Annotated in this window: 27 protein-coding genes; 12 read left to right on the top strand and 15 right to left on the bottom strand. The window is 58.4% G+C overall.

Annotated elements, in window-relative coordinates; translation table 11 throughout:
• Window positions 1–175: 175 nt before the first annotated feature.
• A complete protein-coding gene (locus AC3WK5_RS00915; protein ID WP_103316388.1) occupies window positions 176–1,240 on the bottom strand; it encodes an NAD(P)H-dependent flavin oxidoreductase in 1,065 nt (354 codons plus the stop codon).
• 185 nt (window positions 1,241–1,425) lie between these two features.
• Here AC3WK5_RS00915 and AC3WK5_RS00920 point away from each other — a divergent pair, with 185 nt between their 5' ends.
• Window positions 1,426–1,884: a GyrI-like domain-containing protein gene (locus AC3WK5_RS00920; protein WP_103316387.1), complete on the top strand. Its 459-nt coding sequence runs from the start codon at window positions 1,426–1,428 to the stop codon at window positions 1,882–1,884.
• On the opposite strand, the gene ada is transcribed toward AC3WK5_RS00920, so the two are convergent.
• The 5 genes from ada to AC3WK5_RS00945 form a co-directional block, all read right to left on the bottom strand.
• On the bottom strand, window positions 1,839–2,942 hold the full coding sequence (gene ada / locus AC3WK5_RS00925) for a bifunctional DNA-binding transcriptional regulator/O6-methylguanine-DNA methyltransferase Ada (protein ID WP_103316386.1): 1,104 nt from the start codon (window positions 2,940–2,942) through the stop codon (window positions 1,839–1,841). The two genes, AC3WK5_RS00920 and ada, sit on opposite strands and share 46 nt — an antisense overlap.
• Before the next feature lie 89 nt (window positions 2,943–3,031).
• Complete coding sequence (alkB, locus tag AC3WK5_RS00930; RefSeq protein ID WP_371919129.1) at window positions 3,032–3,694, bottom strand: DNA oxidative demethylase AlkB; 663 nt, start codon at window positions 3,692–3,694, stop codon at window positions 3,032–3,034.
• Between the two features lie 4 nt (window positions 3,695–3,698).
• A complete protein-coding gene (locus AC3WK5_RS00935) occupies window positions 3,699–4,415 on the bottom strand; it encodes a 2OG-Fe(II) oxygenase (protein ID WP_103316458.1) in 717 nt (238 codons plus the stop codon).
• 164 nt (window positions 4,416–4,579) lie between these two features.
• Window positions 4,580–4,747 (bottom strand): hypothetical protein, encoded by a 168-nt coding sequence (locus AC3WK5_RS00940; RefSeq protein ID WP_177474817.1) that lies wholly within the window; start codon window positions 4,745–4,747, stop codon window positions 4,580–4,582.
• 35 nt (window positions 4,748–4,782) lie between these two features.
• Window positions 4,783–5,085, bottom strand: a complete 303-nt coding sequence (locus tag AC3WK5_RS00945) for a DUF1883 domain-containing protein (protein WP_019690029.1) — start codon at window positions 5,083–5,085, stop codon at window positions 4,783–4,785.
• Window positions 5,086–5,297: 212 nt separating this feature from the next.
• Here AC3WK5_RS00945 and AC3WK5_RS00950 point away from each other — a divergent pair, with 212 nt between their 5' ends.
• Together AC3WK5_RS00950 and AC3WK5_RS00955 are read left to right on the top strand one after the other, a co-directional pair.
• Window positions 5,298–5,654 (top strand): hypothetical protein, encoded by a 357-nt coding sequence (locus AC3WK5_RS00950; protein WP_054597728.1) that lies wholly within the window; start codon window positions 5,298–5,300, stop codon window positions 5,652–5,654.
• A gap of 136 nt (window positions 5,655–5,790) precedes the next feature.
• On the top strand, window positions 5,791–6,021 hold the full coding sequence (locus tag AC3WK5_RS00955; protein ID WP_054597727.1) for a hypothetical protein: 231 nt from the start codon (window positions 5,791–5,793) through the stop codon (window positions 6,019–6,021).
• Window positions 6,022–6,041: 20 nt separating this feature from the next.
• On the opposite strand, the gene AC3WK5_RS00960 is transcribed toward AC3WK5_RS00955, so the two are convergent.
• Both AC3WK5_RS00960 and AC3WK5_RS00965 read right to left on the bottom strand, forming a co-directional pair.
• Window positions 6,042–6,323, bottom strand: a complete 282-nt coding sequence (locus AC3WK5_RS00960) for a hypothetical protein (protein WP_054597726.1) — start codon at window positions 6,321–6,323, stop codon at window positions 6,042–6,044.
• A gap of 137 nt (window positions 6,324–6,460) precedes the next feature.
• Window positions 6,461–6,649 carry a hypothetical protein gene (locus tag AC3WK5_RS00965; protein ID WP_054597725.1) on the bottom strand — a complete coding sequence of 63 codons (189 nt, stop codon included), beginning with the start codon at window positions 6,647–6,649 and terminating at the stop codon, window positions 6,461–6,463.
• A gap of 255 nt (window positions 6,650–6,904) precedes the next feature.
• Between AC3WK5_RS00965 and galU the strand changes: the two genes are divergently transcribed.
• The 4 genes from galU (at window position 6,905) to ahpF (ending at window position 11,723) form a co-directional block, all read left to right on the top strand.
• The gene (galU, locus tag AC3WK5_RS00970) at window positions 6,905–7,744 is read left to right on the top strand and encodes a UTP--glucose-1-phosphate uridylyltransferase GalU (protein WP_054597724.1); all 840 of its coding nucleotides are present in this window, start codon (window positions 6,905–6,907) and stop codon (window positions 7,742–7,744) included.
• Between the two features lie 130 nt (window positions 7,745–7,874).
• Window positions 7,875–9,233: a glutathione-disulfide reductase gene (gorA, locus tag AC3WK5_RS00975; RefSeq protein WP_054597723.1), complete on the top strand. Its 1,359-nt coding sequence runs from the start codon at window positions 7,875–7,877 to the stop codon at window positions 9,231–9,233.
• Window positions 9,234–9,474: 241 nt separating this feature from the next.
• On the top strand, window positions 9,475–10,038 hold the full coding sequence (gene ahpC, locus AC3WK5_RS00980; protein ID WP_054597722.1) for an alkyl hydroperoxide reductase subunit C: 564 nt from the start codon (window positions 9,475–9,477) through the stop codon (window positions 10,036–10,038).
• Between the two features lie 122 nt (window positions 10,039–10,160).
• Window positions 10,161–11,723, top strand: a complete 1,563-nt coding sequence (gene ahpF, locus AC3WK5_RS00985; RefSeq protein WP_103316384.1) for an alkyl hydroperoxide reductase subunit F — start codon at window positions 10,161–10,163, stop codon at window positions 11,721–11,723.
• Between the two features lie 168 nt (window positions 11,724–11,891).
• On the opposite strand, the gene gloA is transcribed toward ahpF, so the two are convergent.
• Entirely contained in the window at window positions 11,892–12,413 is a 522-nt protein-coding gene (gene gloA / locus AC3WK5_RS00990) for a lactoylglutathione lyase (protein ID WP_103316383.1), read from the bottom strand.
• Window positions 12,414–12,608: 195 nt separating this feature from the next.
• Between gloA and AC3WK5_RS00995 the strand changes: the two genes are divergently transcribed.
• Window positions 12,609–13,145, top strand: a complete 537-nt coding sequence (locus AC3WK5_RS00995; protein ID WP_054597719.1) for a DUF4946 domain-containing protein — start codon at window positions 12,609–12,611, stop codon at window positions 13,143–13,145.
• Window positions 13,146–13,343: 198 nt separating this feature from the next.
• Here AC3WK5_RS00995 and AC3WK5_RS01000 read toward each other — a convergent pair whose 3' ends face one another.
• The 3 genes from AC3WK5_RS01000 to AC3WK5_RS01010 all read right to left on the bottom strand — a co-directional run bounded on the left by AC3WK5_RS01000 (window position 13,344) and on the right by AC3WK5_RS01010 (window position 16,493).
• A complete protein-coding gene (locus AC3WK5_RS01000; RefSeq protein ID WP_054597718.1) occupies window positions 13,344–13,706 on the bottom strand; it encodes a histone-like nucleoid-structuring protein, MvaT/MvaU family in 363 nt (120 codons plus the stop codon).
• A gap of 246 nt (window positions 13,707–13,952) precedes the next feature.
• On the bottom strand, window positions 13,953–15,488 hold the full coding sequence (locus AC3WK5_RS01005) for an EAL domain-containing protein (RefSeq protein WP_103316382.1): 1,536 nt from the start codon (window positions 15,486–15,488) through the stop codon (window positions 13,953–13,955).
• A 132-nt stretch (window positions 15,489–15,620) separates the two neighbouring features.
• Window positions 15,621–16,493: a LysR family transcriptional regulator gene (locus tag AC3WK5_RS01010; RefSeq protein WP_054597716.1), complete on the bottom strand. Its 873-nt coding sequence runs from the start codon at window positions 16,491–16,493 to the stop codon at window positions 15,621–15,623.
• Window positions 16,494–16,571: 78 nt separating this feature from the next.
• Between AC3WK5_RS01010 and AC3WK5_RS01015 the strand changes: the two genes are divergently transcribed.
• Together AC3WK5_RS01015 and hppD are read left to right on the top strand one after the other, a co-directional pair.
• A complete protein-coding gene (locus tag AC3WK5_RS01015; RefSeq protein WP_103316381.1) occupies window positions 16,572–17,522 on the top strand; it encodes a DMT family transporter in 951 nt (316 codons plus the stop codon).
• A gap of 250 nt (window positions 17,523–17,772) precedes the next feature.
• Window positions 17,773–18,849: a 4-hydroxyphenylpyruvate dioxygenase gene (hppD, locus tag AC3WK5_RS01020; protein WP_054597714.1), complete on the top strand. Its 1,077-nt coding sequence runs from the start codon at window positions 17,773–17,775 to the stop codon at window positions 18,847–18,849.
• A gap of 116 nt (window positions 18,850–18,965) precedes the next feature.
• Here the strand turns inward: hppD and rarD are convergent, their stop codons facing one another.
• From rarD to AC3WK5_RS01035, 3 genes are all read right to left on the bottom strand, one after another.
• Window positions 18,966–19,847, bottom strand: a complete 882-nt coding sequence (rarD, locus tag AC3WK5_RS01025) for an EamA family transporter RarD (RefSeq protein WP_103316380.1) — start codon at window positions 19,845–19,847, stop codon at window positions 18,966–18,968.
• Between the two features lie 195 nt (window positions 19,848–20,042).
• Window positions 20,043–21,056, bottom strand: a complete 1,014-nt coding sequence (locus AC3WK5_RS01030) for an aldo/keto reductase (RefSeq protein ID WP_103316379.1) — start codon at window positions 21,054–21,056, stop codon at window positions 20,043–20,045.
• A 100-nt stretch (window positions 21,057–21,156) separates the two neighbouring features.
• Window positions 21,157–22,467, bottom strand: a complete 1,311-nt coding sequence (locus AC3WK5_RS01035) for an MFS transporter (protein ID WP_103316378.1) — start codon at window positions 22,465–22,467, stop codon at window positions 21,157–21,159.
• A 167-nt stretch (window positions 22,468–22,634) separates the two neighbouring features.
• Here AC3WK5_RS01035 and AC3WK5_RS01040 point away from each other — a divergent pair, with 167 nt between their 5' ends.
• Both AC3WK5_RS01040 and AC3WK5_RS01045 read left to right on the top strand, forming a co-directional pair.
• Window positions 22,635–23,747 (top strand): sugar diacid recognition domain-containing protein, encoded by a 1,113-nt coding sequence (locus AC3WK5_RS01040; RefSeq protein WP_103316377.1) that lies wholly within the window; start codon window positions 22,635–22,637, stop codon window positions 23,745–23,747.
• 279 nt (window positions 23,748–24,026) lie between these two features.
• Window positions 24,027–25,169 carry a glycerate kinase gene (locus AC3WK5_RS01045; protein ID WP_103316376.1) on the top strand — a complete coding sequence of 381 codons (1,143 nt, stop codon included), beginning with the start codon at window positions 24,027–24,029 and terminating at the stop codon, window positions 25,167–25,169.
• The last annotated feature ends 153 nt before the right edge of the window (window positions 25,170–25,322 follow it).

Consider the following 25,322-nt stretch of genomic DNA (forward strand, 5'->3'; position numbering starts at 1 on the left):
CGAGGCTGCGTTCGGCCGCGCAGCGGTCGTCAAATCAGGCAACGTGTTTTTCCAGACAAACCGCGTTTGCGGGATTTGCGAGGACTTCGTCCTCGAACGCAGCCTCGCAGGCTCGACAGCTGCTACGGGGTTTTTGATCGTTACCACGCAAAGCATGGGAACGATCAAATGGTGTTTAGCGACGCGCCATCAAGGCCAGCGCCTCGTCAGCCAAACGCTGGGTCAACTCAGCGGTCGGTAATTCAACCCCAAGCCGTAGCGCTTGTCCGGCCCAGAGGTTGCTGAAGTCCGCTTCATCCTTGGCACGCAGTGGCATCAGCGCGCCGCCGGCCAATGGGAAGGCCGGAGCTTGCGGGCTGATCGGGCCGAGTTCGCGCATGACCCGATTGAGAATCCCTCGCGCCGCACGCCCGGTAAAAATATTGGTCAGCGCCGTCTCGCTTTCCTTGGCGCTGCGCAAGGCCCGGTGATGGGAGGCGCTGACCTTGGCTTCCGGGGTAAACAGGTAGGCGGTGCCCAGTTGCACTGCCGAGGCCCCCAAGGCGAAGGCGGCGACAATCCCGCGTGCGTCGCCGATCCCGCCCGCAGCGATCACCGGTACGCTGACGGCATCGACGATCTGCGGTACCAGGGCAAAGGTACCGACCTGACTGTTCAGATCATCGCTGAGAAACATCCCGCGATGGCCTCCGGCCTCGTAGCCCATGGCGATAATCGCGTCGCAGCCATGCTGTTCCAGCCAGATGGCCTCATCGACGGTAGTTGCCGAAGACAGGACCTTCGCGCCAGTGGCTTTGACCCGATCGAGCAGGGATTTTTCCGGTAGGCCGAAGTGAAAACTCACCACCTGCGGACGGAACTCTTCGACCACCGCGCAGGCGGCGGCATCGAACGGCGCGCGATTGGAAACCGGGGTCGGTGCGTCGAAGTCAGCGCCCAGCTCGCGGTAATACGGTTCCAGCAGGTTTTTCCATTGCTGAGCGCGTTGCTCGTCGGCCACGGGTGGTTGATGGCAGAAGAAGTTCACGTTGAACGGGCGCTGGCTGTGTTGCCGGATGACCTTCAGCTCTTCGCGCAACTGTTCGACGCTGAGCATGGCCGCGGGCATTGAGCCCAGGGCGCCGGCATTGCTGGCCGCAATGACCATGGCCGATCCGGTGGCGCCAGCCATGGGAGCCTGGATGATCGGCAGTTCAATGCCGAGCAGATCAAGAATACGGGTGTCAGGCCACGGGTTCATCGCAACGTCCTCCTTATGACAAGAGCGGCTTTTGTAGCAGGAGTCAGCGTCACAAGGCCAGTGGCCTTTAGGCGCAGATGCCGAGCGCAACAAAGTTGTAGTGTCCGGTTGTGCCAGCGCTCACGCCAATGGCATGGTGGCCGCTTGTGGTGGATGTGAATCGTTAACGACGGAGGAACTGTTCCATGGATTTGAAGCAACTTGATGTTTCGCCATTCCGCGTATCGGGATTGCGTGTACGTACGTTTAACAGCGCCGAGCAGCAGGCAGCTACCGCCAGAATCGGTCCGATGTGGCAGCGATTTTTTGCCGAAGGGCTGTTTGACAAGATTGCCAATAAGAAGCCGGACTCACCGGCTTACGGGGTGTACTCCAGCTATGAGTCCGATGCATCCGGGGCTTTCGATGTGACGGCCGGGGTGGCGGTCAATGAAGCCGCCCCCGGTTACGAAAGCATTGAGGTGCAGGGCGGCCAGTATCTGGTTTTCGAGGCGAAGGGGCCGATGCCGGGCTGTGTCATCGAGGCGTGGGGCAGCATCTGGGCGTATTTCGAGGCCAATCCGCAGGTCAAACGCCGATTTGCCACCGACTTTGAGGCCTATACCGGCCCAGAGTCAGTGGCTGTGCATATCGGCATTTTCTGAGATTTGGTTTCACGCGCAAGCAGTTGACGCTTGCGCTCCACCCCCCAGCGGTAGCCCGAGAGATCGCCATTGCTGCGCACCACCCGATGGCAGGGAATGGCCACCGCGAGGTTGTTGGCACCGCAAGCCTGGGCCACGGCACGGAAGGCTTTTGGCGCGCCGATGCGCTGGGCAATTTCGGCGTAGCTGGCGGTGCTGCCCGCCGGGATATCGCGCAGCGCCATCCACACCCGCTCCTGAAACGCCGTGCCGCGCACATCCAGCGGCAGGTCCAGGCCAAGCGCCGGGGCTTCGATGAAACCCACCACCTTGGCAATCAGCTGTTCGAAGTCATGGTCGGCGCCAATCAGGTTGGCCTGGCGGAACCGGTCTTGAAGGTCGCAGACCAAAGCATGGGGATCATCCCCCAAGAGGATCGCGCACACCCCGCGTTGACTTTGCGCCACCAGAATCGCCCCTAATGAACATTGGCCGACGGCAAAGCGGATGTCGGTATTCTGGCCCGCAGCGCGGTAGTCGCTGGGCTTCATGCCAAGCAGATGATCGGCGGACTCGTAGAAGCGGCTGTTGGAATTGAAACCTGCCTCATACAGCGCGTCGGTCACCGAACCGGCGACTTCCAGGCGTTCACGAACCCTGCGTGAACGTTGTGCAGTGGCATAGCCCTTGGGTGTCAGGCCAGTGACAGCCTTGAACACCCGGTGAAAGTGGAAAGCGCTCATTCGTGCGGTCTCTGCCAGTTCGTTCAAGCTGGGCAATGTCTCGGCAGCCTCGATCTGCCGACAGGCTGCAGCGACCAGTGTGGCGTGCTGCGCGGCGAGATGAGTCTGGTCTGTTGCAGCGCGTTTGCTTGGGCGATAACCGGCCGCCTGAGCCTGTTCCTCGGTATCGAAAAACTCGACGTTTTCCGGTTTCGGCAATCGCGCCAGGCTGCTCGGGCGGCAGTAGATCCCGGTGGTTTTCACCGCGTAGACGAACTGACCGTCAGCGCGCGGGTCGCGCGCCAGCACCGCGGACCAACGGGGATCTTGTTCTGTGGTGGGTTTGGCAGTGGTCATGGGGGATACCGGTAGAAGGTTTATTCATACGCAGCCTAGCGAGTGTGGGCGCTGAGGACACTCCGGCGCTTGCGGTCAAATTCCGGATGTCATCCCGCCGTGCGGAAGGTGAAGTTGATTCGCTGTCCGCCCAGTTGCGGGTGATGACCCTCCTTGAGCGGCAGCACGCCGTGATAACGCAAGCGATCCACGCCGCCCCAGACCACGATGTCACCGTGAAACAGCGGCACTCGCAGGTGTGTGTCGCTGCGCTTGAAGCCGCCGAACAGGAACATCGCCGGCAGACCGAGGGACACCGAAACAATCGGCGGATCGTAGGACCGTTCATCCTTGTCCTGATGCAGCGACATCTTGGCGCCCGGCAGGTATCGGTTGATCAGGCAGGCATCGGGCTCGAAGTGATGGAAACCGGCTTCTCGTGCGGCAGCCTGTGCCAGTTCCCGAAAGACCTCGGGCATCGCCGGCCAGGGCTGGCCGCTGACGGGATCGATGCGAGTGTAGCGATAGCCACTGCGATCGGTGGTCCAGCCCAGCGTGCCACAACTGCTCAAGCCTACAGACATGGTGAAACCGCCAGGAGTGACCATCTGCCGAAACGGTGCGGCCAGTAGAATCTTCTCCAGCGCCGGCAGCAATTGCACCACCCAGGGCAGGGCGAAACCTCGCAGAACGAAAGACTGTTCGCCGATTTTCTCGGTTCTGGCCGGTTGCCGGTCTTCATCGGCAAACAGCTCGAAGGTCGCTGGAGGCATCGCTTTACTGCGCATCGTGAAAGATCACTCCAAGGGTATGCCGTTTGCCGCTGTGCAGGCGACTGACGCCGTGGCGCAGGTTCACCCGGTAATCGCCGCGAACACCTTTGACCGGGCGCTGATGCACGGCAAAAAACAGCGCATCGCCTTTTTCCAGGCTCATCACCATGGGCCGTGATTGCATCCGTGGGCGTTGCTCGGTGAGCACGAATTCGCCGCCGGTAAAATCTTCGCCGGGAGTGGACAGCAGAATCGCCACTTGCAGCGGGAACACATGCTCGCCGTACAGATCCTGATGCAAACAGTTGTAGTCCTGCGGACCATATTGCAGCAACAGCGGCGTAGGGCGCTCCTGTCCGGCGTCATGACAACGTTGCAGGAAGGCTGCGTGTTCCGTGGGAAAGCGCCCGGGCAAGCCCATCCGTTCATTCCAGCGATTGGCCAGCGGGACAAGCCTTGAGTAGAGCGTGCCGCGCAGGCAAGCAACGATATCCGGCAGCGGGTATCTGAAATATTTGTACTCGCCGCGCCCGAAACCATGCCGGGCCATTATCACGTGCGAGCGGAAAAGCGCAGGCTGAGCATAGAGCGCGCTGAGGTCTGCACATTGCTCGGGGTTGAGCAGTCCTTTGATTGTCGCGCAGCCGTCCCGGTCGAGGTCTTGCTCCAGGGAAGGCCAATCCAGTGCATTGATACGCGAGATCAGAGGCTGTTCGCCCATTGCGCGGACACCGTCGATATAACGCGCTACCGAGGTGTTGTGCGGCAAAGAAATCGACATGTCCGGCTCCTGAACTCAAGGTTGAGGTGTGCCAGTCTGGGGAGTACGAAGGCGGGCGACACTCCGGTGCTTGCGGTCGAACTCCGGAGTGGTTGTGCCAGGGGTTACAGCGCTTTGCTGACCTTTATATCGCTGATCCCGGACAAGTCGCCGTGAATCGCTTCGAGTGCCGCTCTGGCTTCTTCTTCGGTGCCGGCTTCAAGCTGGGCGAACTCGAAACGGCGTTCTTCGTTGAGTTTGTATTTGATGACGTATTTAGTCGTTTGGGCCACGGTCGTACCTGTCTGTCGCAGTGCGGGCCGAGGTCTCAGCTGAGTTTCGAGCTGGACCGGCGGATGATTTTGATCGAGTGGGTCAGGGTCGGTTTGCGGGTCACGCTGATTGGCCGGCGGTTGACCGTGTCGATGGTGATGTTCCAGAAACCGGTGCTTGGCGCGGTGATTTTCGCAGGGAAGGTGTCAAACGCGCCGCCGTGGTAGGTGTGGCGGCCGCCATTCTTGAAGCTGCGAAAATTGGCGTCGTTCATCAAGCGGATGTTGCACATTTGGGAGCATTGAATGACGACAATGTCATCTTCATTGAGGTGCTCGCGCTGGTGGATAAATTTCATTGGGGGCGCCTCCAGAAGGGCTTTTTCTACAAAATCAAAACGATAGCATGGGCGATGGCGCAGTTTATCAGCCCGAACGGTTTATTATTGGGCTACCGCGAGGTGCTTTGACAATTAAAAACAGCTATTCGGGTTTTTATGGGTGATAAAGCAGCGGTCTCCGGAGAAAAACAGTATTTGCGCTGTCGGAGCGTCTTTAAGGGAGGATTCGTATGAAGCGGGGTGTTTTGGTACTGGCGTTGGCGATGAGTGGTTGCGCGACTGTCTCGGACATTAGTCAGACGCTGCCAACCATGAATGTGATCTCGGGGAAAAAACCTCAAGCGTACGCCGACTGCGTGGCCAAACATTTGGCCAGTACCCGAGGGGCTGTACAAATGGAGCCCTACAACAAGGATGGTGTCCGGGTCATTGTTGCAGGAAAACTGTCTGCGAGTCCGTCTGCGGTGTTTGACATCGAAGAGCGATCCGGCGGAAGTAGCATCAAGCTCCACGAAAGCATGTCCAATGTGCCAATTCGGCCTGGAGATGTGCAGGATGCGGCCAACACATGCATTTCTGGCTCATAGTTTTTTCGGCGATTCTCTCTCGCTCGCTGAATTTGAAATTGGCTGATTGACCGTATCGTCCGATAAACTGTCGTCAATCAGCAGGAGTGCCGTCCAGCTTCGGGCTTGGGCGGCACTGTCATTTCTGGAGTGGTCAATGAAGCGAGAGCAAGTAAGAGAGCGGCATGCAGAGGGGCACATCTCTGCGACGCATGTGATTCAAAACCCGGCAAACTCCGGGGAGTGGATTGTGTTCTTCAAGAAAAGTGCAGGGCGCAGCTATTTCCTGGTGGATGAAAACGACGAGGTCGAATCATTTAGTCGGCTGGATGATTTGATCGAGACAGTACGCGGGCTCGGGATCAAATTCGCCGAAATTCACATGTAACGGCCATAGCGTCTTGCCGGTTACTTGCACACCACTACGACGCTGCGGCTCTTGTAGTTGCCAACGTCGACGCCCAGGGTCTTGTCGCTTTCCTTGGTGGCTGGCGTGCCATCGGTGCCAATGATCCGATAGCCGGTACCCGCGCAGGAATCGTCAGCCATTTGATAACATTTGGCCCAGGAGTTGGCTTCACCCGAGCAGTCGATCGAAAGGCCTTGCTCGCCATTGTTCAGATAGGTTTTGGATGCAGTAGCGCAACCGCTCAAGGCCAGCACCGCAATCAGAGCCAGATATTTTTTCATGTTTGGGTCGTCATCGAGTGAACAGTGTGTAAGGGGCGCGAGTCGCCCTGAAGCCAGATGCTATAGCGAACAACCATTTCGGTACAGACAAACACAAAAAAGCCCTGCGCGTTAGCAGGGCTCTTTCGAGGGCTGTGTTACTCAGGTTTGGCGCCGCGCCGCTTGGGTGCAGGCGGGGTGTCTTGCAGCACCGAGGCGACTTCAATCGCCAAGGCTTCCGTGGGGAAAGGCCCGGCGATGTTTTCGCCGCTGACGCTGTCGACCCACCACTGGCGATCTTTGGCTTGATTGATCAGGTAACCGTTTACGCTTTTTGCTGCCGACATCTATCTGCCTCGTTGGCTGGTTCAATCGCGCAATGATAACTGGAAACGTGTCCCGGCGCGTTCACTGGTCTAAAGTGAAGTCTTTGCGTTGTTCCGTACGCCTTGGCCTGGAGGCTAATCTGCGTCGTTGCGGAACTATCCGCCAGAATATTTCTCTATGATGGCATCGGTTAGCCAGTGTGGGGCATTGTAAGGTGCTCGCCGGCTGATTAGACTGCGCCGAAACTCGTACACACAGCCCTTTTAAGGACTTTTATGATCAAGAAATGCTTGTTCCCAGCAGCCGGTTACGGTACTCGCTTCCTGCCAGCGACTAAAGCCATGCCTAAAGAAATGCTGCCGGTGGTGAACAAGCCACTGATCCAGTACGGCGTTGAAGAAGCGCTGGACGCTGGTTTGACAGAAATCTCCATCGTGACTGGTCGTGGCAAACGCGCCCTGGAAGACCACTTCGACATCAGCTACGAGCTGGAAAACCAGATCAAGGGTACTGACAAAGAGAAGTACCTGGTCGGCATCCGTAAACTGCTTGACGAGTGTTCGTTCTCCTACACCCGTCAAACCGAAATGAAAGGCCTGGGTCACGCGATTCTGACCGGCCGTCCATTGATCGGCGACGAACCGTTCGCGGTCGTGCTGGCGGACGACTTGTGCGTCAACCTGGACGGCGACGGCGTACTGACCCAGATGGTCAAACTGTACAAACAGTACCGTTGCACCATCGTCGCGATCCAGGAAGTCGACCCGCAGGAAACCAACAAATACGGCGTGATCGCTGGCGATTTGATCGGTGACGACCTGTACCGCGTCCGCAACATGGTCGAGAAGCCAAAGCCGGAAGATGCTCCATCCAACCTGGCAATCATCGGTCGCTACATCCTGACCCCGGACATCTTCAAGCTGATCGAAGAAACCGAGCCAGGCAAAGGCGGCGAGATCCAGATCACCGACGCCCTGATGAAACAGGCGCAAGACGGTTGCGTGATTGCCTACAAGTTCAAAGGCACGCGTTTCGACTGCGGTGGCGCTGAAGGCTACATCGAAGCGACCAACTTCTGCTTCGAACACTTCTACAAGACTGGCAAGGCTTACTAAAAGCGCTTCGCTGTTTTGTTCTGAAAAGCCACCTTCGGGTGGCTTTTTCGTTTTCCGGCCCCATGTCATTCGCAGCGCTGACCGAGAAAGCTGCAGCGGGTATGCTTGTGGCCTGCCGAGGAGATTGAAAATGGCCTACGATTTTGACCTTTATGTGATTGGCGCCGGTTCCGGCGGTGTACGAGCAGCACGTTTCGCAGCAGGTTTCGGCGCGAAAGTGGCAGTGGCCGAGAGCCGCTATCTGGGCGGGACTTGCGTCAACGTTGGCTGCGTGCCGAAGAAGTTGTTGGTTTACGGGGCGCATTTTGCCGAAGACTTCGAGCAGTCGCAGGGCTTTGGCTGGTCGTTGGGCGAGGCGAATTTCGATTGGGCAACGCTGATCGCCAACAAGGATCGCGAGATCAATCGGCTGAACGGTATCTACCGCAATCTGCTGGTCGGCAGCGGCGTAACCTTGCATGAAGGTCACGCCAAAATCGTTGGCCCGCATGAGGTCGAGATCAACGGCGAGCGGCATACCGCCAAGCACATTCTGATTGCCACCGGCGGCTGGCCGCAGATCCCCGAGATTCCGGGGCACGAGCACGCCATCAGCTCCAACCAGGCGTTTTTCCTCAAAGAGCTGCCCAAGCGCGTTCTAGTGGTCGGTGGCGGCTATATCGCCGTAGAGTTCGCCGGGATTTTCCACGGGCTGGGCGCCGAAACCACCTTGCTGTATCGCGGTGAGCTGTTCCTGCGTGGCTTCGACGGCTCGGTGCGCAAGCATTTGCAGGAGGAACTGACCAAGCGCGGGATGAACCTGCAATTCAATGCCGACATCGAGCGCATCGAAAAGCAGGCTGATGGCAGTTTGAACGTGACCCTCAAGGATGGTCGCGAGTTGCAGGCAGATTGCGTGTTCTACGCCACGGGGCGTCGTCCAATGGTCGACAACCTGGGGTTGGAGAACACCAAGGTCACGCTCGACAAGAAAGGCTTTGTCGAAGTCGACGAGTTGTATCAAACCGCTGAGCCATCGATTCTGGCGATTGGCGATGTGATCGGTCGCGTGCAATTGACGCCGGTAGCCCTGGCTGAAGGCATGGCGGTGGCGCGTCGGTTGTTCAAGCCTGAGCAGTATCGTCTGGTCGACTACAAGATGATTCCCACGGCGGTATTCAGCTTGCCGAACATTGGCACCGTTGGCCTGAGTGAAGAACAGGCGAGGGAAGAGGGTTATGAGGTGCAGATTTTCGAAAGCCGTTTCCGGCCGATGAAGCTGACCATGACCGAGTGCCAGGAGCGCACATTGATGAAATTGGTGGTGGACGCCAAGACCGACAAGGTTTTGGGTTGCCACATGGTCGGCCCGGAAGCGGGTGAGATCGTTCAGGGCCTGGCGATTGCCTTGAAGGCTGGCGCCACCAAGCGCGATTTCGACGAAACCATCGGCGTGCATCCTACCGCTGCCGAAGAGTTTGTCACCATGCGCACTCCGGTAGCGGGCTAATCTCCCCATTCTCTCTGAAACGGTATCTGGCTCTGCGTTGATCGCGCAGGCCAGCCCGTTTCTCGGGATGGCGTGGATCGCTGAACAGGCTGTTGGCGAATTGATACGGTTTTCTTCTATTGAGAGTGCTGGCTAATAGCGAAAACCAATGAGTAGCATCAGGTTTGCCAATGAGCCATCCGTCGGTCGAGTGGGTAGGATTCACTCCATCAACTTCTCAACCCCTGACGGAGAGTCAACGATGCCTATCATCAACAGCCACGTAAAACCGTTCAACGCTACCGCATTCAAAAACGGCGCATTCGTCGAAGTGTCGGACGCCGATCTGAAAGGCAAATGGTCCGTCGTGTTCTTCTACCCGGCCGACTTCACCTTCGTTTGCCCAACCGAGCTGGAAGACCTGGCTGACAACTACGATGCATTCCAGAAGCTTGGCGTAGAAATCTACAGCGTGTCGACCGACACCCACTTTGCCCACGCTGCATGGCACAACACTTCGCCAGCGATCGAAAAAATCAAGTACACCATGATTGGCGATCCGACCCACGTGATCTCCCGTAACTTCGACGTGCTGATCGAAGAAGTCGGCCTGGCTGACCGTGGCACCTTCGTGATCAACCCTGAAGGCCAGATCAAAATCGTCGAGCTGAACGACGGCGGTGTAGGCCGTGACGCTTCCGAGCTGCTGCGCAAAATCAAGGCTGCCCAGTACGTTGCCGCTCACCCGGGCGAAGTCTGCCCAGCCAAGTGGAAAGAAGGCGAGGCCACCCTGGCTCCGTCCCTGGACCTGGTCGGCAAGATCTGAGTCTGTGAGCCACTCAAGAGCGCTAATCCGCACTTAAGTAAGCTGCACCGCCCAAAAAACGCCCGGGCGAGATTCGCTCGGGCGTTGTTTTTTCTACCGTATACAAAATGGAAATCGCCCGTATGTTGGACGCCAATCTTAAAGCTCAGTTGAAGTCATACCTGGAACGGGTCACCCAGCCGATCGAGATCGTCGCCTCCCTCGACGACGGCGCGAAATCCCAGGAAATGCTCGCGTTACTCAAAGACGTTGCCAGTCTTTCCCAGCAAATTACCTTGCTCGACAGCGGTACCGATGCGCGCAAGCCATCGTTCTCGTTGAACCGCCCGGGAAGCGATATCAGCCTGCGTTTCGCCGGTATCCCCATGGGGCACGAATTCACTTCGCTGGTGCTGGCCTTGCTGCAAGTTGGCGGTCACCCTTCGAAGGCCAGTATCGAGGTGATCGAACAGATCCGCTCGCTCAAAGGCGAGTTCAACTTCGAGACCTACTTCTCGCTGTCGTGCCAGAACTGCCCGGACGTGGTCCAGGCGCTGAACCTGATGGCGGTGCTGAACCCGAACATCCGTCACGTCGCCATCGACGGCGCGCTGTTCCAGGACGAAGTCACTGAACGGCAAATCATGGCCGTGCCCAGCATCTACCTGAACGGCGTGAATTTCGCTCAGGGGCGCATGGGCCTGGAAGAAATCATCGCCAAGATCGACACCAGCGCCATCGAGCGTCAGGCCGAGAAGATCAGCGCCAAAGACGCCTTTGACGTACTGGTCGTCGGCGGCGGCCCAGCCGGTGCTTCGGCAGCAATCTACGCCGCCCGTAAAGGCATTCGTACCGGCGTTGCAGCCGAGCGTTTTGGTGGTCAGGTGCTGGACACCATGGCAATCGAAAACTTCATCTCGGTACAGGAGACGGAAGGGCCGAAGCTCGCCGTCGCGCTGGAAGAACACGTCAAGCAATACGACGTCGACATCATGAACCTGCAACGCGCCGACAAGCTGCTGCCGGGCAAGAACGGCGAGCTACACCAGATCAAGTTCGCCAGCGGCGCTTCACTGAAAGCCAGGACCGTGATCCTCGCGACCGGTGCTCGCTGGCGTGAAATGAACGTTCCGGGCGAGCAGCAATATCGCAACAAGGGCGTGGCGTACTGCCCGCACTGCGACGGCCCGCTGTTCAAAGGCAAGCGCGTTGCGGTGATTGGTGGCGGTAACTCGGGGGTCGAAGCGGCCATCGACCTGGCCGGTATCGTTGCTCATGTCACGTTGCTGGAGTTCGATGTGCAGTTGCGTGCCGATGCGGTGTTGCAGCGCAAGTTGCACAGCCTGCCGAACGTGACCGTGATCACCAGTGCGCAAACCACTGAAGTGACCGGCGATGGGCAGAAGGTCAACGGCTTGCGTTACAAGGATCGTCAGTCAGGCGAAGTGCTGAGCATCGAGCTGGAAGGGATCTTCGTGCAGATCGGTTTGCTGCCGAACACCGATTGGCTCAAGGGCACCGTCGAGCTGTCGCCGCGCGGCGAGATCATCGTCGATAACCGTGGCGAGACCTCGATACCGGGTGTGTTCGCCGCCGGCGATGTAACGACCGTGCCGTACAAGCAAATCGTGATTGCGGTAGGCGAGGGTGCCAAGGCATCGCTGAGCGCCTTCGATCACCTGATTCGCACCTCTGCGCCTGCGTAAACGTCAACGCTGAAAACACAAAACCCCATGAGTGATCATGGGGTTTTTTGTTTGTAGCAAAGGCTAGCGTAGGAGCAAAGCTTGCTCGCGATGAACGATGACCCGGTAGATCAGGCCATCCGCATTGTGCCTATCGCGGGCAAGCCTTGCTCCTACAAAAGGCGGGGCTTACAGCGGTGCCGGCTGAATGATCTCAACCCAGTACGCATCCGGGTCCTTGATGAAGGCCAGGCTCTTCATGCGGCCGTCGTTCAGGCGTTTCTGGAAATCACAGCCCAGGGCTTCGAAGCGCTCGCACGCGGCACGGATGTCTGGCACCGAAATGCAGATGTGGCCGAAACCGCGAGGGTCGGTGTTGCCATTGTGGTAGGCGAAATCCGCATCGTTCTCGGTGCCGTGGTTGTGAGTCAGCTCAAGAATACCGGGAATCGATTTCATCCACTGGGTGCGTGCAGCGGCGTCGGCCGGGATCTGGTTCTTATCGACCAGCGCCAGGAAATACAGGCTGAACTCGGCTTCCGGGAAATCGCGCTTTTCCACCAGCGTAAAGCCGAGGATGCGCGTGTAGAAATCCAGCGACTTGGTGATGTCCTTGACCCGCAACATGGTGTGGTTGAAGACGAATTGCTGCGTGGCGGTGTCAGGTTGGGCGGTAACGCCGGGGAAGGTGTTCAGTTCGTGCAGGCTCATGGGCCCTCCGGAAAAAAGTGGGGCAAACGGCGCTCAAGACAAGAGCTGTCCCTTGGCTTGCAGTTGATGAGGCTTGCTTGCAGTACGCCAATAATACGCAAGGCGGTGTATTGCACCAAAGCAAAACGTTCAGCTATTGCCTGACGGCGTGGTGGGGCTCAGACTTTAACGTTCGCCCCGTCAGTGTTGAGTGCAATGTTTCGACCGTATCGCTACCTGCTTGTTTTGACCTGCCTGTTTTCGGCTGTTGCCCGCGCCGAGACTGTGCTTCCCGAGATTACCTGGCCCAGCGGCTGGGCAGTGCAAGTATTGCCACAAGAGGAGGCGACAACTCAAACACCGCCCAGGGTTTCAAGGCAGCGGGCGGTGAAAAACGACGCAAACGGTGATCCGGTGCTGGTCATGGAGTTGACCATGAGCCAGGTTGAGCCTGGGCATGAAGTCAATTTGCAAGGTGTGCTGCTGGAAATGCGCAAGTCCGTGCAAAAGGATTTTTTTCAGGGCGGCTATCAAAGTGTTTGCAACAAAATTCATCCCGCTACATTGAGCAGGCTGCAAGCGCTGGAAACCACCTGTACGGTCACCCAGAATGGACGACATGTGTTGTCGCAAACATTAGTCGCAGCGCTAGATGCCGATAAGGCCTATGTTTTTTCCTACGCAGGCCAAGCCGAGGCTTATGCCGCAAGTCAGGAAGAAATACGCAGTGCGCGAAACAGTTTGAGACTTTAGTAGTGCGCGATGTCTGCACGTTAGCCGTGCCGAGGGGTGTTGTTTAATACCCAAAGGGATTAAGCAGAAAGTTGTACCGGATGCCCATGGTATTTGGCCGGCGTTTCCAACTAGATCGACGATCATCGTTGCATTAAGTATAGGTGAGCATAAAAAAGCCCTGCACAGGCAGGGCTTTTGGAGGGGGCGCAGGAAAGCTTAAGTGCGCAGCCAGGAGTCAACGGTGCTTGCACCATATTGTTCCTTCCAGGCTTTCAGGCCACGGTGATTGCCGCCCTTGGTTTCAATCAGTTCACCGGTGTGCGGGTTTTGATAAACCTTGACCACGCGGGCGCGGCGAGTTTTAGGTGCGGCGGCCTGCAGCAGGCCGGATTTTGGGTTCGGGTTGAGAATGGCGATGATGTCGCGCAAGCTCTTGCCGTAGGTTTTCATCAGCCCCTGGAGCTTTTCTTCGAATTCGATTTCTTTCTTGAGCCCGGCGTCGTTCTTCAGCGATTCCAGCTGCGCGAGCTGTTCTTGAAGGGCCTTTTCAGCGGCACGAAATTCAGCGAGTCTGGACAATATCTTTACTCCAATAGTGTGTTTGGCTGATACCAACCGCCAACAAAGCTATAAGCCAAGAGCCTTGTAGCGACTCGGTGTTAATGGCTCACCTGTCAATCTTGTGCAGGCAAGAAAAATTGTAGTAGTTAATTCGCTCAGAGTAAATCACGTCTTTTTCATGATGTAACGCACGTTGCTGTTTGATGCAATTTGCGGCGTGGATCCTTTTGTTGAGGATGTCCATGGAGCGCGCAAAGTGGCTAATTAATGGCTGTTCAACGCAATAATGAAATCGGCGCCCGGCATCGGTCGTGCAAATAGGTAGCCTTGCAGGAAGTTCACCCCGTGACGGGCAAGATAATCACTCTGTTCGAGGGTTTCGACACCTTCGGCAACGATACCAAGGTCCAGCTTGGCCGAGAGTTCGATGATGCTGTCGAGTATGTGGCGGGACAAGGCATCAACACCGATCATCGCCACAAAGCTCTGATCTATTTTCAGAAAGTCCACATTGAACTGGCGCAAATAGCCCAGGCTAGAATGCCCGGTGCCAAAATCATCGATCGCAATCATCACCCCCAACGCATGTAACTGTTCGAACAATTGAAGGGTGATGGCGTTGGGTTCGATCAACTCGCGCTCGGTCAGTTCCAGAACCAGCGCAACCTTGCCGGGCGGGAAGGCGGCGAGAAATTCGCGGCAATCGTCTACCAGCGCAAGGTCACGGCAGTGGCTGGCGGTGATGTTGATGCCGATGTGAAAGCGCTCATGGAACACAGGCGCATGCGGGGCGAGCAACGCGGCAGTCTGGCGCATCAACGAGCGGGTCATCGGCACGATCAATCCGGAATGCTCGGCGAATGGAATGAACAGGTCCGGACGCACCAGGCCTTCTTTTGGGTGTTGCCAGCGCATCAGGACCTCGACGCCTGCCCACTCTTTACTATCACCGTGAACCACAGGCTGGAAGTAAGGAATGAACTCATTGGCTTCCAGTGCCCGTTGCAGTTCATGAGTCTGTGATGAGGAGCGCTTCTGTAGCCAATGACCAATGGCCCCGGCAATCACCCCAAAGAAGATCAGCAGGCTGAACAGCGGCGGGTATTCGCTTTTCATGTAGCGCCAGACTTCGCCCTCGGGAAAACCGGCCTCTACTTCAAAGGCATACCGCGAAGACGCAAGGTTGCTTCGGGCTACCGGGAATACGGACAGGGCGCCCTCGTGGACCTGGCCATCGGTAGATAACCAGTGGGGGCCGACTTGCAGTAACAGTAGAGTCTGGCGACCAATCAGCCGCAGGACGTTGCTCAGGTGATAGCCGTCAAGGGCGCTCAGGGCGCCTTGCTTGCCTTCGCTGAGGCGATACACCAGCACCGCGGTATTGGGTGTGACCGGGTTGCCGTTCATCAACCACAACTTGCCTTGTGTGTACTCGCCAGGATCAACCGTTGCCTGATAGTCGCCAAATAGTGAACTGCAATATATGTTGTTGTCCCACACAAGATTGGTCGAACGCACGAAGGGCCGGCGCGTGACTTGTTCGCGCAGGGCCAGTTTGACATCGGCGCAAGGCTGTCCGGCCAGCGGCAGCAGTTCTTGTGCCGCCAGCGCGGTGTCATCGAGCATCAAATCGAATTGCCGCACCGCTTCTTCGGCCGTTTGGTGGGTGTTTTGCTCCAGCACCCGTCCGGCTTGCATGTGCAGAATGACGAAACCCAGAAGTACAGGCACCAAGCCGACCAACAGCGTGATTAGGTTGCGAGTCCGTGGCGTGCGGCGGGCTTTGAAGGTCAAGGGCATGTGTGGAACCTGCGGCGACGGAGTAGGGCTCTCAGAAGAGTAGGGCTCTCAGATGCAGGCAGGACGACGGCTTGCCTCTCAAAAAGAGTACAGACAAGGGCCATGATAGATGGCGTAAAGGCTTTGCGCTTTTCAACGGTAGTCCAGACTTATGGCCAATTTGATAAACGCGAGGGTCGCCGGTGATGACTGGCGCTGGTCGAGTACCGCCAGGCCAACCTGACGTTTGACCGGTGGTTTAAGGGGCTTTTTCACGTAGCGCGCGTGTTCCGCGTTTGGCAGCGAAAGTTCGGCGACCAGCGTCAAGGCGTCGCCACGGCTGACGGTTTCCAGTGTGCTAAGCAATTGCGAGCTGCGATAGCGAATGTCCGGGGTCAGCCGGGCAGTGCTGAACAGGTGCGAAACCAGCTCCGAAGAGCCTGCTTCAGTGAGAATGAACGGGTCGTGACACAGATCGCTCAAGCTCAGGCTGTCGCGTCGGGCGAGTTCATGAGTAGCCGGTATCAGCGCGACCATCTGGTCTTCCACCAGCGCAAACGTATCGAAACGTTCTTCGGGCAACACCACAAAACCGATGTCGATACGCCGCTCTTCAAGCCATTGCAGCACTTGCCGATCCGGGCCTTCGTCAACGTGGACCTCGATTCCGGGATACGCCGCGCGGTAGTGCTGCAAAATCTTCGGCAGCAGTTTGATCGACGAGGTCGGTCCGAATGAGCCGATACGCAGCGTGCCGCGTTTCATTCCGCGAGCATCCGCGGCTTCCTGGCGCAGGGTGCTGGCCAGCCCGAGCATGGCGCGGGCGCGCAACAGCAATTGTTGACCGATATCGCTGAGCTCGATGTGGGCCTGATGCCGTCTGAGCAACTCGACACCGAGTTCCTGCTCCAGCGACTTGATGGCATGGGACACCGCCGACTGGGTGATGCCCAGGCGGTTGGCCGCGCTGGTGAAACCGTGCAGCTCGGCCACCAGCGAAAAGATCTCGAGTTGGGTCAGGGTCATGAGTATTTACTCATTTTACGATGATCAGACATTACGCAAAGAATACGTTATCTAACGTCCTTCTCAGCGTGGAGATTTATGAAAAGCCTTGTCCAAAGCGGCTCCCGTGATTCGGATGTTCCGGTCTACCTGAAACTCGCCACTGTCACCATGATATGGGGTGGGACCTTCGTGGCCGGCCGGTTTCTCGCCGACTCACTCAGCCCGCTATTTGCGGCGAGTTTGCGTTTTCTGCTGGCGAGCCTGGCCTTGCTACTGTTTATGGTTCTGGCGCGCATCCCTTTGATGCGTCCGACCTTCAGGCAGTGGTTGCAATTGGGGATGCTGGGTTTTTTCGGGATCTTCTTTTACAACCTGTGTTTCTTTTACGGCTTGCACTACATCAACGCCTCTCGTGCATCGCTGATCGTGGCGCTGAATCCGGCGGTCATCGGGTTGGCGTCGTGGCTGCTGTTCAAGGAGCGCTTGAGTCGAACCAAAATTGCAGGCATCGCGATCTGCATCGCTGGGGCAGGGGTGGTCATTTTCAGTCGCAACCAGCCGGTGTTTGATGGCGGCGCCGCGAACAGCTGGATCGGTGATCTGCTGATTTTCGGTTGTGTGTTGGGTTGGGGAATTTACTCTTTGTTTTCCAAAGGTCTGAACCAGGCGTTGGGCCCGCTGCATACCGTGACCTACTCGATTGTGCTGGGCACACTGATGTTGTGCACGACCAGCGCCGTGCGCGGTGAAGTGAGTCTTGAGGTCCTGGGCGATTTGCAGGTGACGCAGCTGTTGAGTCTGTTGTATCTGGGGGTACTCGGCTCGGCGCTGGCCTACATTTGGTACTACGACGGTATTCGTAAAATCGGCGCCACCCGCTCGGGGGTGTTTATCGCCCTGAATCCGCTGACGGCAGTGATACTTGGCACGCTGTTGCTGGGCGAGCAGTTGAGTGGGGCGATGTACCTGGGAGGCGCGGCGATTCTGCTGGGCATTTACCTGTGCAATAAACCTCTTGCACCGGTGTCAAAAAGGGGGATTTTATAGAGAAGGCGGACAAACATTGTTACGCTGTGTAGAATCCGGTTACGCATATAAGAATAACGTCTTCTGGCAGCAGAAGCCTCGCCCGCAAGAGCCTTGGGTCGACAATGAAGATATTTGGGTTCCAATTGATCTACGGTGATTTTCTCGCCCGCAGTGTGCGAGGTATCTCCTGCGCGCCACCCGCCGCTCTCAGCAGTGCTTGTAACTAACGTTCCGTTAATTCCAAAAGCATCATGATGAGGCGCCAACCATGGCAGATTTATACGAAAACCCAATGGGCCTGATGGGCTTTGAGTTCATCGAACTCGCATCGCCGACCCCGAACACCCTTGAGCCGATCTTCGAGATCATGGGCTTCACCAAGGTCGCGACCCACCGCTCCAAAGACGTGCACCTGTATCGGCAGGGCCAGATCAACCTGATCCTCAACAACGAACCCCACAGCGTGGCGTCGTACTTCGCGGCTGAACACGGTCCGTCGGTATGCGGCATGGCGTTCCGGGTCAAGGATTCGCAAAAGGCCTACAAGCGAGCCCTGGAACTCGGCGCCCAGCCGATCCATATCGAAACCGGCCCGATGGAACTGAACCTGCCGGCGATCAAAGGCATCGGCGGCGCGCCGCTGTACCTGATCGACCGTTTCGGTGAAGGCAGCTCGATCTACGACATCGATTTCGTGTTCATCGAAGGCGTTGACCGTCACCCGGTCGGGGCTGGCCTGAAGATCATCGACCACCTGACCCATAACGTGTACCGCGGCCGTATGGCGTATTGGGCGAACTTCTACGAGAAGCTGTTCAACTTCCGCGAGATCCGTTACTTCGACATCAAGGGCGAATACACCGGCCTGACCTCCAAGGCCATGACTGCCCCGGATGGCATGATCCGCATCCCGCTGAACGAAGAGTCGTCCAAGGGCGCCGGGCAGATCGAAGAGTTCCTGATGCAGTTCAACGGCGAGGGTATCCAGCACGTTGCCTTCCTCTCCGATGACCTGATCAAGACCTGGGATCACCTGAAAAAGATCGGCATGCGCTTCATGACCGCGCCGCCAGACACCTACTACGAAATGCTCGAGGGCCGTTTGCCGAACCACGGCGAGCCGGTCAACGAACTGCAAGCGCGGGGGATTCTGCTGGACGGTTCGTCAGAGGCGGGCGACAAGCGTCTGCTGCTGCAAATCTTCTCGGAAACCCTGATGGGGCCGGTGTTCTTCGAATTCATCCAGCGTAAAGGCGACGATGGTTTCGGCGAAGGCAACTTCAAGGCACTGTTCGAATCCATCGAACGTGACCAGGTTCGCCGTGGTGTGCTCTCGACTGAGTAATTTGCCACTGCTGTAAAACTGTAGGATCTGAGCTTGCTAGCGATGGAAGCGCCGCGGTCCGCCGGTATGTTGCGGCGCTGCCATCGCTAGCAAGCTCGGCTCCTACACGGTCAAGGTCAAGGGCGGCGATGCCGCATCAAATGCTTGAAGCCCTCAAACACCAACACCAGCACCGCCAGCCAGATCGGAATGTAGGTCAGCCATTCTCCCGCCTTGATACTTTCCCCCAGTAACAACGCAACCCCCAGCAACAGCACCGGTTCGACATAGCTCAGCAGCCCGAACAGGCTGAACGGCAGCAAGCGGCTGGCGATGATGTAAACCACCAGCGCCGAAGCACTGATCACCCCGAGCAGCGGGATCAGCAACGACAACCACGGGTGTTGATCGAATACGGCAAAGCCTTGTTCACCGCTGTGCACGAACCCGTACGCCACCGGCAGCATCAGCGTCATGTCCAGCCACAAACCGCCGAGGTTGTCCGACGCCAAGCGTCGGCGCAGCACGAAGTAGGTCGGGTAACCGATGGCCACCAAGAGAGTCGCCCAGGAAAAACTGCCCACCTGATACAACTCGTTGAGCACGCCGAGGGTGGCGAAAAACGCGGCGACCTTTTGCAGGTACGAAAGCTGTTCGCCATAGGCGATGCGCCCGGTCAGCACCATGGTCAGTGGCAACAGGAAGTAGCCCAGCGAAACGTCAAGGCTGTGGCCGTTCAGCGGCGCCCACATGAACAACCAGAGTTGCACGCCGAGCAATGCCGAGGAAACCAGCAGGCCACCGAACAATGCCGGTTTGCTGCCCACCCGACGGAGGATCTCGACCACGCGCCGCCATTCGCCGGAAACCACCATGAACACGGTCATGCACGGCACGGTCAGCAGCATTCGCCAGCCGAAGATTTCCACGCCGCTCAGGGGCGACAGCAACGAGGTGTAGAAATACATGACGGCGAACAGCACCGAGGCTGACACCGATAGAGCAATACCTTTAGACAAACTGTCCTCGCGAGGTTGAACGTAAAACGGGCAGCGGAGGATACGTGGTTTCAGAGATGAATATTGTCCGAATGATCAACATAAACCAACTGTGGGAGCGGGCTTGCTCGCAAAGGCGATCCTCCAGTCAACATCAGTGTTGAATGTGAAACCGCCTTCGCGAGCAAGCCCGCTCCCACATTAGCCTGTGTTTCTTCAGTTATTACGTGGTTTACGCCCTGACACGAAATGGCCCATGTCATTGAACCCCGGCGTCGACGAGTGCCCCGGCGTCACCAGCGAGTCAATGAAGGCTTCGTCTTCGGCCGTGATCTTCACCGCCAGGGCCTTGGTGTAGGCATCCCATTGGGCTTCGGTGCGCGGACCGACGATGGCCGAGCTGACGGCAGAGTTGTTCAGCACCCAGGCGATCGCGAACTCGACGATGCCGACGCCGCGCTCTTGGGTGTACGTCTGAATCTGCTGGGCAATGCGCAGCGATTCGACCCGCCATTCGGTTTCCAGGATGCGCTTGTCCTGGCGACCGGCGCGGCTGTTGGCGTCCGGGGTGGCGTCTGGCGCGTACTTGCCGCTCAACACGCCACGGGCCAACGGGCTGTAAGGCACCACGCCGAGGCCGTAGGCGTTGGCGGCGGTGATTTGTTCGGTTTCGGCCTGGCGATTGACGATGTTGTACAGCGGCTGGCTGATCACCGGTTTGTCGACGCCGAGTTTCTCCGCGACGCGGATCACCTCGCTGATCCGCCAGCCACGGTAGTTGGACAGGCCCCAGTAACGGATCTTGCCTTGGCGAATCAGGTCGCCGATGGCCGACACCGTGACCTCCAGCGGCGTGTTGTGGTCTTCGCGGTGCAGGTAATAGATGTCCAGGTAATCGGTGCCCAGGCGGGACAGACTGGCATCGATGCCATTGAACAGGTGCTTGCGGCTCAGCCCGCTGCGATTCGGCACACCGTCCACCGGGCCGAAGCCGACCTTGGAAGCCACCACCCATTCGTGGCGGTGACTGGCAATGGCTTCGCCGACGATCTCCTCGGAGCGGCCGCCGGTGTATACGTCTGCCGTGTCGATGAAGTTGACGCCTTGATCCCAGGCCTTCTCGATGATCCGCAGTGAATCTTCGGTGCTGGTCTGCTCGCCGAACATCATGGTGCCCAGGGTCAGGGTGGACACTTGCAGTCCAGAGTGGCCCAGTGTGCGGTAGGTCATGTGCGAAATCCTTTTGCCGGTAGGAAAGGCTCAATCAAATACCAGAACAACCGCACGGGGCAAACGGAATTATCGAACATCTCAGATCAATTGTCGGGTATCAAGCGCGCAACGTGCGCGTCATACGCAGCGCCAACAGACTGCCGCAAACAATCACCCCCGCCAGCAGGTACAACGCCGCATCGGTCGAGCCGGTGCTGTCCTTGACCCAACCGACCAGGTACGGGCTGAGGAAACCGGCCATCTGGCCCATGGAGTTGATCAACGCCAGGCCACCGGCAGCGGCGCCGGCGCTGAGCATGGCGGTAGGCACTGGCCAGAACATTGGCAAGCCGGTGAGGGCGCCCATGGTGGCGATGGTCAGGCCAAGAATCGCTATGGCTGGGTTGGCCGCAAAGTTCACGGCGATCAACAGACCCACCGCGCCCATCAGCATCGGTACCACCAAATGCCAGCGGCGTTCTTTATGCAAGTCCGCCGAGCGACCGACCATCAGCATAAACACGGCTGCCAGCAGGTACGGAATCGCACTGAGCCAGCCGATCACCAGGTTATCGGCGAAACCGAGGTTCTTGATGATCGACGGCAACCAGAAGTTGATCGCGTAGACACCGCTTTGAATGCAGAAATAGATCAGCCCGAACGCCCAGATCGCCGGGTTCTTGAACACCGCCAGCAGCGAATCGGTGGCGGTTTTCGGTTTGCTGGCCCAATCGATGGCTTGATCGGCTTCGAGCACGGCACGTTCTTCTGGCTTGAGCCATTTGGCGCTGGCGAAGTTGTCGCTGAGCAGGAAGAACGCCAGTGCACCGAGGGTGATGGTCGGAATGCCTTGCAGCAGGAACATCCACTGCCAGCCGGCGAGTCCACCCTGGCCGGCGGCGAAGTGGTTGAGAATCCAGCCTGAGAACGGGCTGCCGAGCAGGCCGGACACCGGAATCGCCGACATGAACAGCGCCATGATGCGGCCACGGCGGAAGGTCGGGAACCACTGCGAGAGGTACAGCACCACGCCCGGGAAGAACCCGGCTTCGGCGGCACCGGTGAACAGGCGCAAGGTGTAGAACCCGGTCGGCGTGGTGACGAACAGCAGGCAGGTCGACAGCAGGCCCCAGGTGACCATCATCAGCGCGATCCAGCGCCGTGGGCCAAATCGGGTCAGCGCCAGGTTGCTCGGTACGCCACACAACACGTAGCCGATGAAGAAAATCCCGGCCCCGAGGCCGTACACGGTTTCGCTGAATTTCAGCGCATCGAGCATCTGCAGTTTGGCAAATCCAACGTTGACCCGGTCGAGGTAGTTGAACAGGTAGCAGACAAAGATGAAGGGGATCAAGCGCAGGGTAACGCGCTTGTAGACGGCGTTTTTATCGTCATCGGTGGCCAGGGTGGCAGCGGCGCTCTGTGACATGGCGGGACTCTCTTTATTATGATTTTTTGCGAGGCAAGGGTAACGTTGGTCGCCTGGAGAGTCTCGGTCACCCCTACGCGGAAGTCTTTGTGCCTGAGCACAGGGTTTGCGCCAACAGCCTGTGCGGGTGAACAATCAATCGCCGCACGTTTTCAAGGATTAGCCGCATGTTCGAACTCGATCACGACCTGGCGCAGGATATCGTCGACCGGGCGATGGCCATTCTGCCGTACAACGTCAATGTCATGGACAGCCAGGGGCTGATCCTCGGCAGTGGCGAGCCGGAGCGGATCAACACCCGGCACGAAGGTGCGCAACTGGTGCTGGCGAATGGGCGCGTGGTGGAAATCGACGCGCAGACCGCCGTACACCTCAAAGGCGTGCAGCCGGGGATCAATTTGCCGTTGCTGCTCGATCAGCGTTTGATCGGCGTGTTGGGTATTACCGGTGAGCCCGAGCAACTGCGTACCTATGCGGAGCTGGTGCGCATGACTGCCGAGATGCTGGTCGGCCAGCGCAACCAGCAGGCCGAGCAGCAATGGCGTCGCCAGCGTTGCGATGACCTGTTGGCGTTGCTGCTCAGCGAGGCCGGGGATTCGCCACGGCTGATCGACGAAGCTCAGCAAATGGGCCTCAAGCCGCAGCTGTCGCGCACACCTTATTTGTTCGAGTTGGGCCTGGAACATGGAGCGGGGCAAACCGCCGAGGCCTTGAGTGCCTGGCTGATCTCACGCTATCCCGACAGTTGGTGCGTGAGTTCCGCCAAGTCGTCGTTGCTGTGGTGCCGGCCGACCACGCAAGTGGTGGACAACGAGCGCTTATTGGAAAAACTCGAGGGCCTGGGCTGGAACATTTTGCGTATTGCCGTGGGTGGCCAGGCCGATGGTTTGCAAGGCTTGCGCCGCTGCTATCGGCGGGTCGGTGACTTGCTGGCGTATGGACGCGATGTGCTGCCGAAAACCCGTTTGCTGATACTTAACCGCTATCGATTGCCGGTTATGCTCTGGCGTCATCGCAACGACGATGCGCTCGACGAGTTGCTCACGCCTCTGCGCAAAGTCATCGCCAAGGACAGCAACGGCCAACTGTTGGCAACGTTACGAAGCTGGTGCGAACACGATGGCCAAAGCCAGGCCTGTGCCGATGCGTTGGGCATTCACCGCAACAGCCTGCGTTACCGCATGGAGCGCATTGCCGAACTCAGCGGCGTTGATCCGCTGCGCCTCGATGGCATGCTCGCGCTGTACCTGGGCGTGCAACTGCTGCCACAAACCGAATAGTCACTCACGAACCTGTAGCAGCTGCCGAGCCTGCGAGGCTGCGTTCGGCGGCGAAGCCGTCGTAATTTCTGCTGGCAACTGTTCCCTGACACACCGCAGCGATTGATTTCACGACGGCTGCGCCGCCGAACGCAGCCTCGCGGGCTCGGCAGCTGCTACGTTGGGCGCGCAGGGATTTGTGGAAATGAACAATAATCCTCATGGCCGTTTGTGCAACGGACCGGCGTTATTGTTCATATCAACTGGCAGCATGGGCTCCATTGGAACTGGAGAATTCACATGAAAATCGTCATCGCCCCCGATTCGTTCAAGGACAGCCTGAGTGCCGAAGCCGTGGCCACTGCCATTGCGCTGGGCCTGGCCGAGGTCTGGCCGGATGCGACGCTGGTCAAGTGCCCGATGGCTGACGGCGGGGAAGGGACGGTCGAGTCGATTCTCGCTGCCTGCGAAGGCGAGCTGCGCAGCGCCAGCGTGCAGGGGCCGCTCGGTATACAGGTCGACGCGCACTGGGGCTGGCTGCCCCACAATCACACTGCGATCATCGAAATGGCCGAAGCCAGCGGATTGCAGTTGGTGCCGCTGGGTCAACGCGATGCGTGCATCAGCAGCACCTTCGGCACGGGCGAACTGATCCGCGCAGCACTCGACGCACGGGCGCAGCGGATCATCCTGGCCATTGGCGGCAGTGCGACCAACGACGCAGGTGCCGGTGCGTTGCAAGCACTGGGCGTACGACTGCTCGATGCCCAGGGCCAGACATTGCAACCGGGTGGCCTGGCGTTGGCGCAACTGGCACGGATCGACCTGAGTGAAATGGACCCGCGTCTGGCCAGCGTGCGCTTCGAAATCGCCGCCGACGTCAACAATCCGTTGTGCGGTCTTCATGGTGCCTCAGCGATATTCGGTCCACAGAAAGGTGCATCGGTCGAGCAGGTTCAACAACTGGATCAGGCCCTTGGGCATTTCGCCGGGATCTGTGCTCAAGCGCTGGGAAAAGATCTGCGTGACGAACCGGGCAGTGGGGCAGCGGGCGGACTGGGTTTTGCGGCCAAGGCGTTTCTTGGCGCGCAATTTCGCGCCGGTGTAGAAGTGGTCGCCGACCTGGTCGGCCTGGAAGAGGCGGTACGTGATGCAGACCTGGTGATCACTGGCGAGGGCCGCTTCGACGCCCAGACCTTGCGCGGCAAAACTCCGTTTGGCGTGGCGCGTATCGCCCGGCAGCAGGGCGTGCCGGTAATCGTGATTGCCGGCACGCTCGGCGAGGGTTACCAGCAGATGTACGAACATGGCGTGGACGCGGCCTTCGCCCTCGCATCCGGGCCAATGACCCTGGAGCAAGCCTGCGCCGACGCTCCGCGCCTGCTGCACGATCGCGCCCGGGACATCGCCCGCGTCTGGCGCCTGGCGGTACATAAGCACTGAACACGGTCCTTTGTGGCGAGGGAGCTTGTCGGAACGCCGCACCGTCCCGCTGGGACGCGAAGCGGCCCCGAAATGGAAAAAAATAAAGCAAAGGCTTACGGCGGCTTCGCCACCGAGCGGGAGCAAGCTCCCTCGCCACAGGCAGGAGCAGTG

It is taken from the genome of Pseudomonas sp. FW306-02-D09B, from assembly GCF_058782685.1.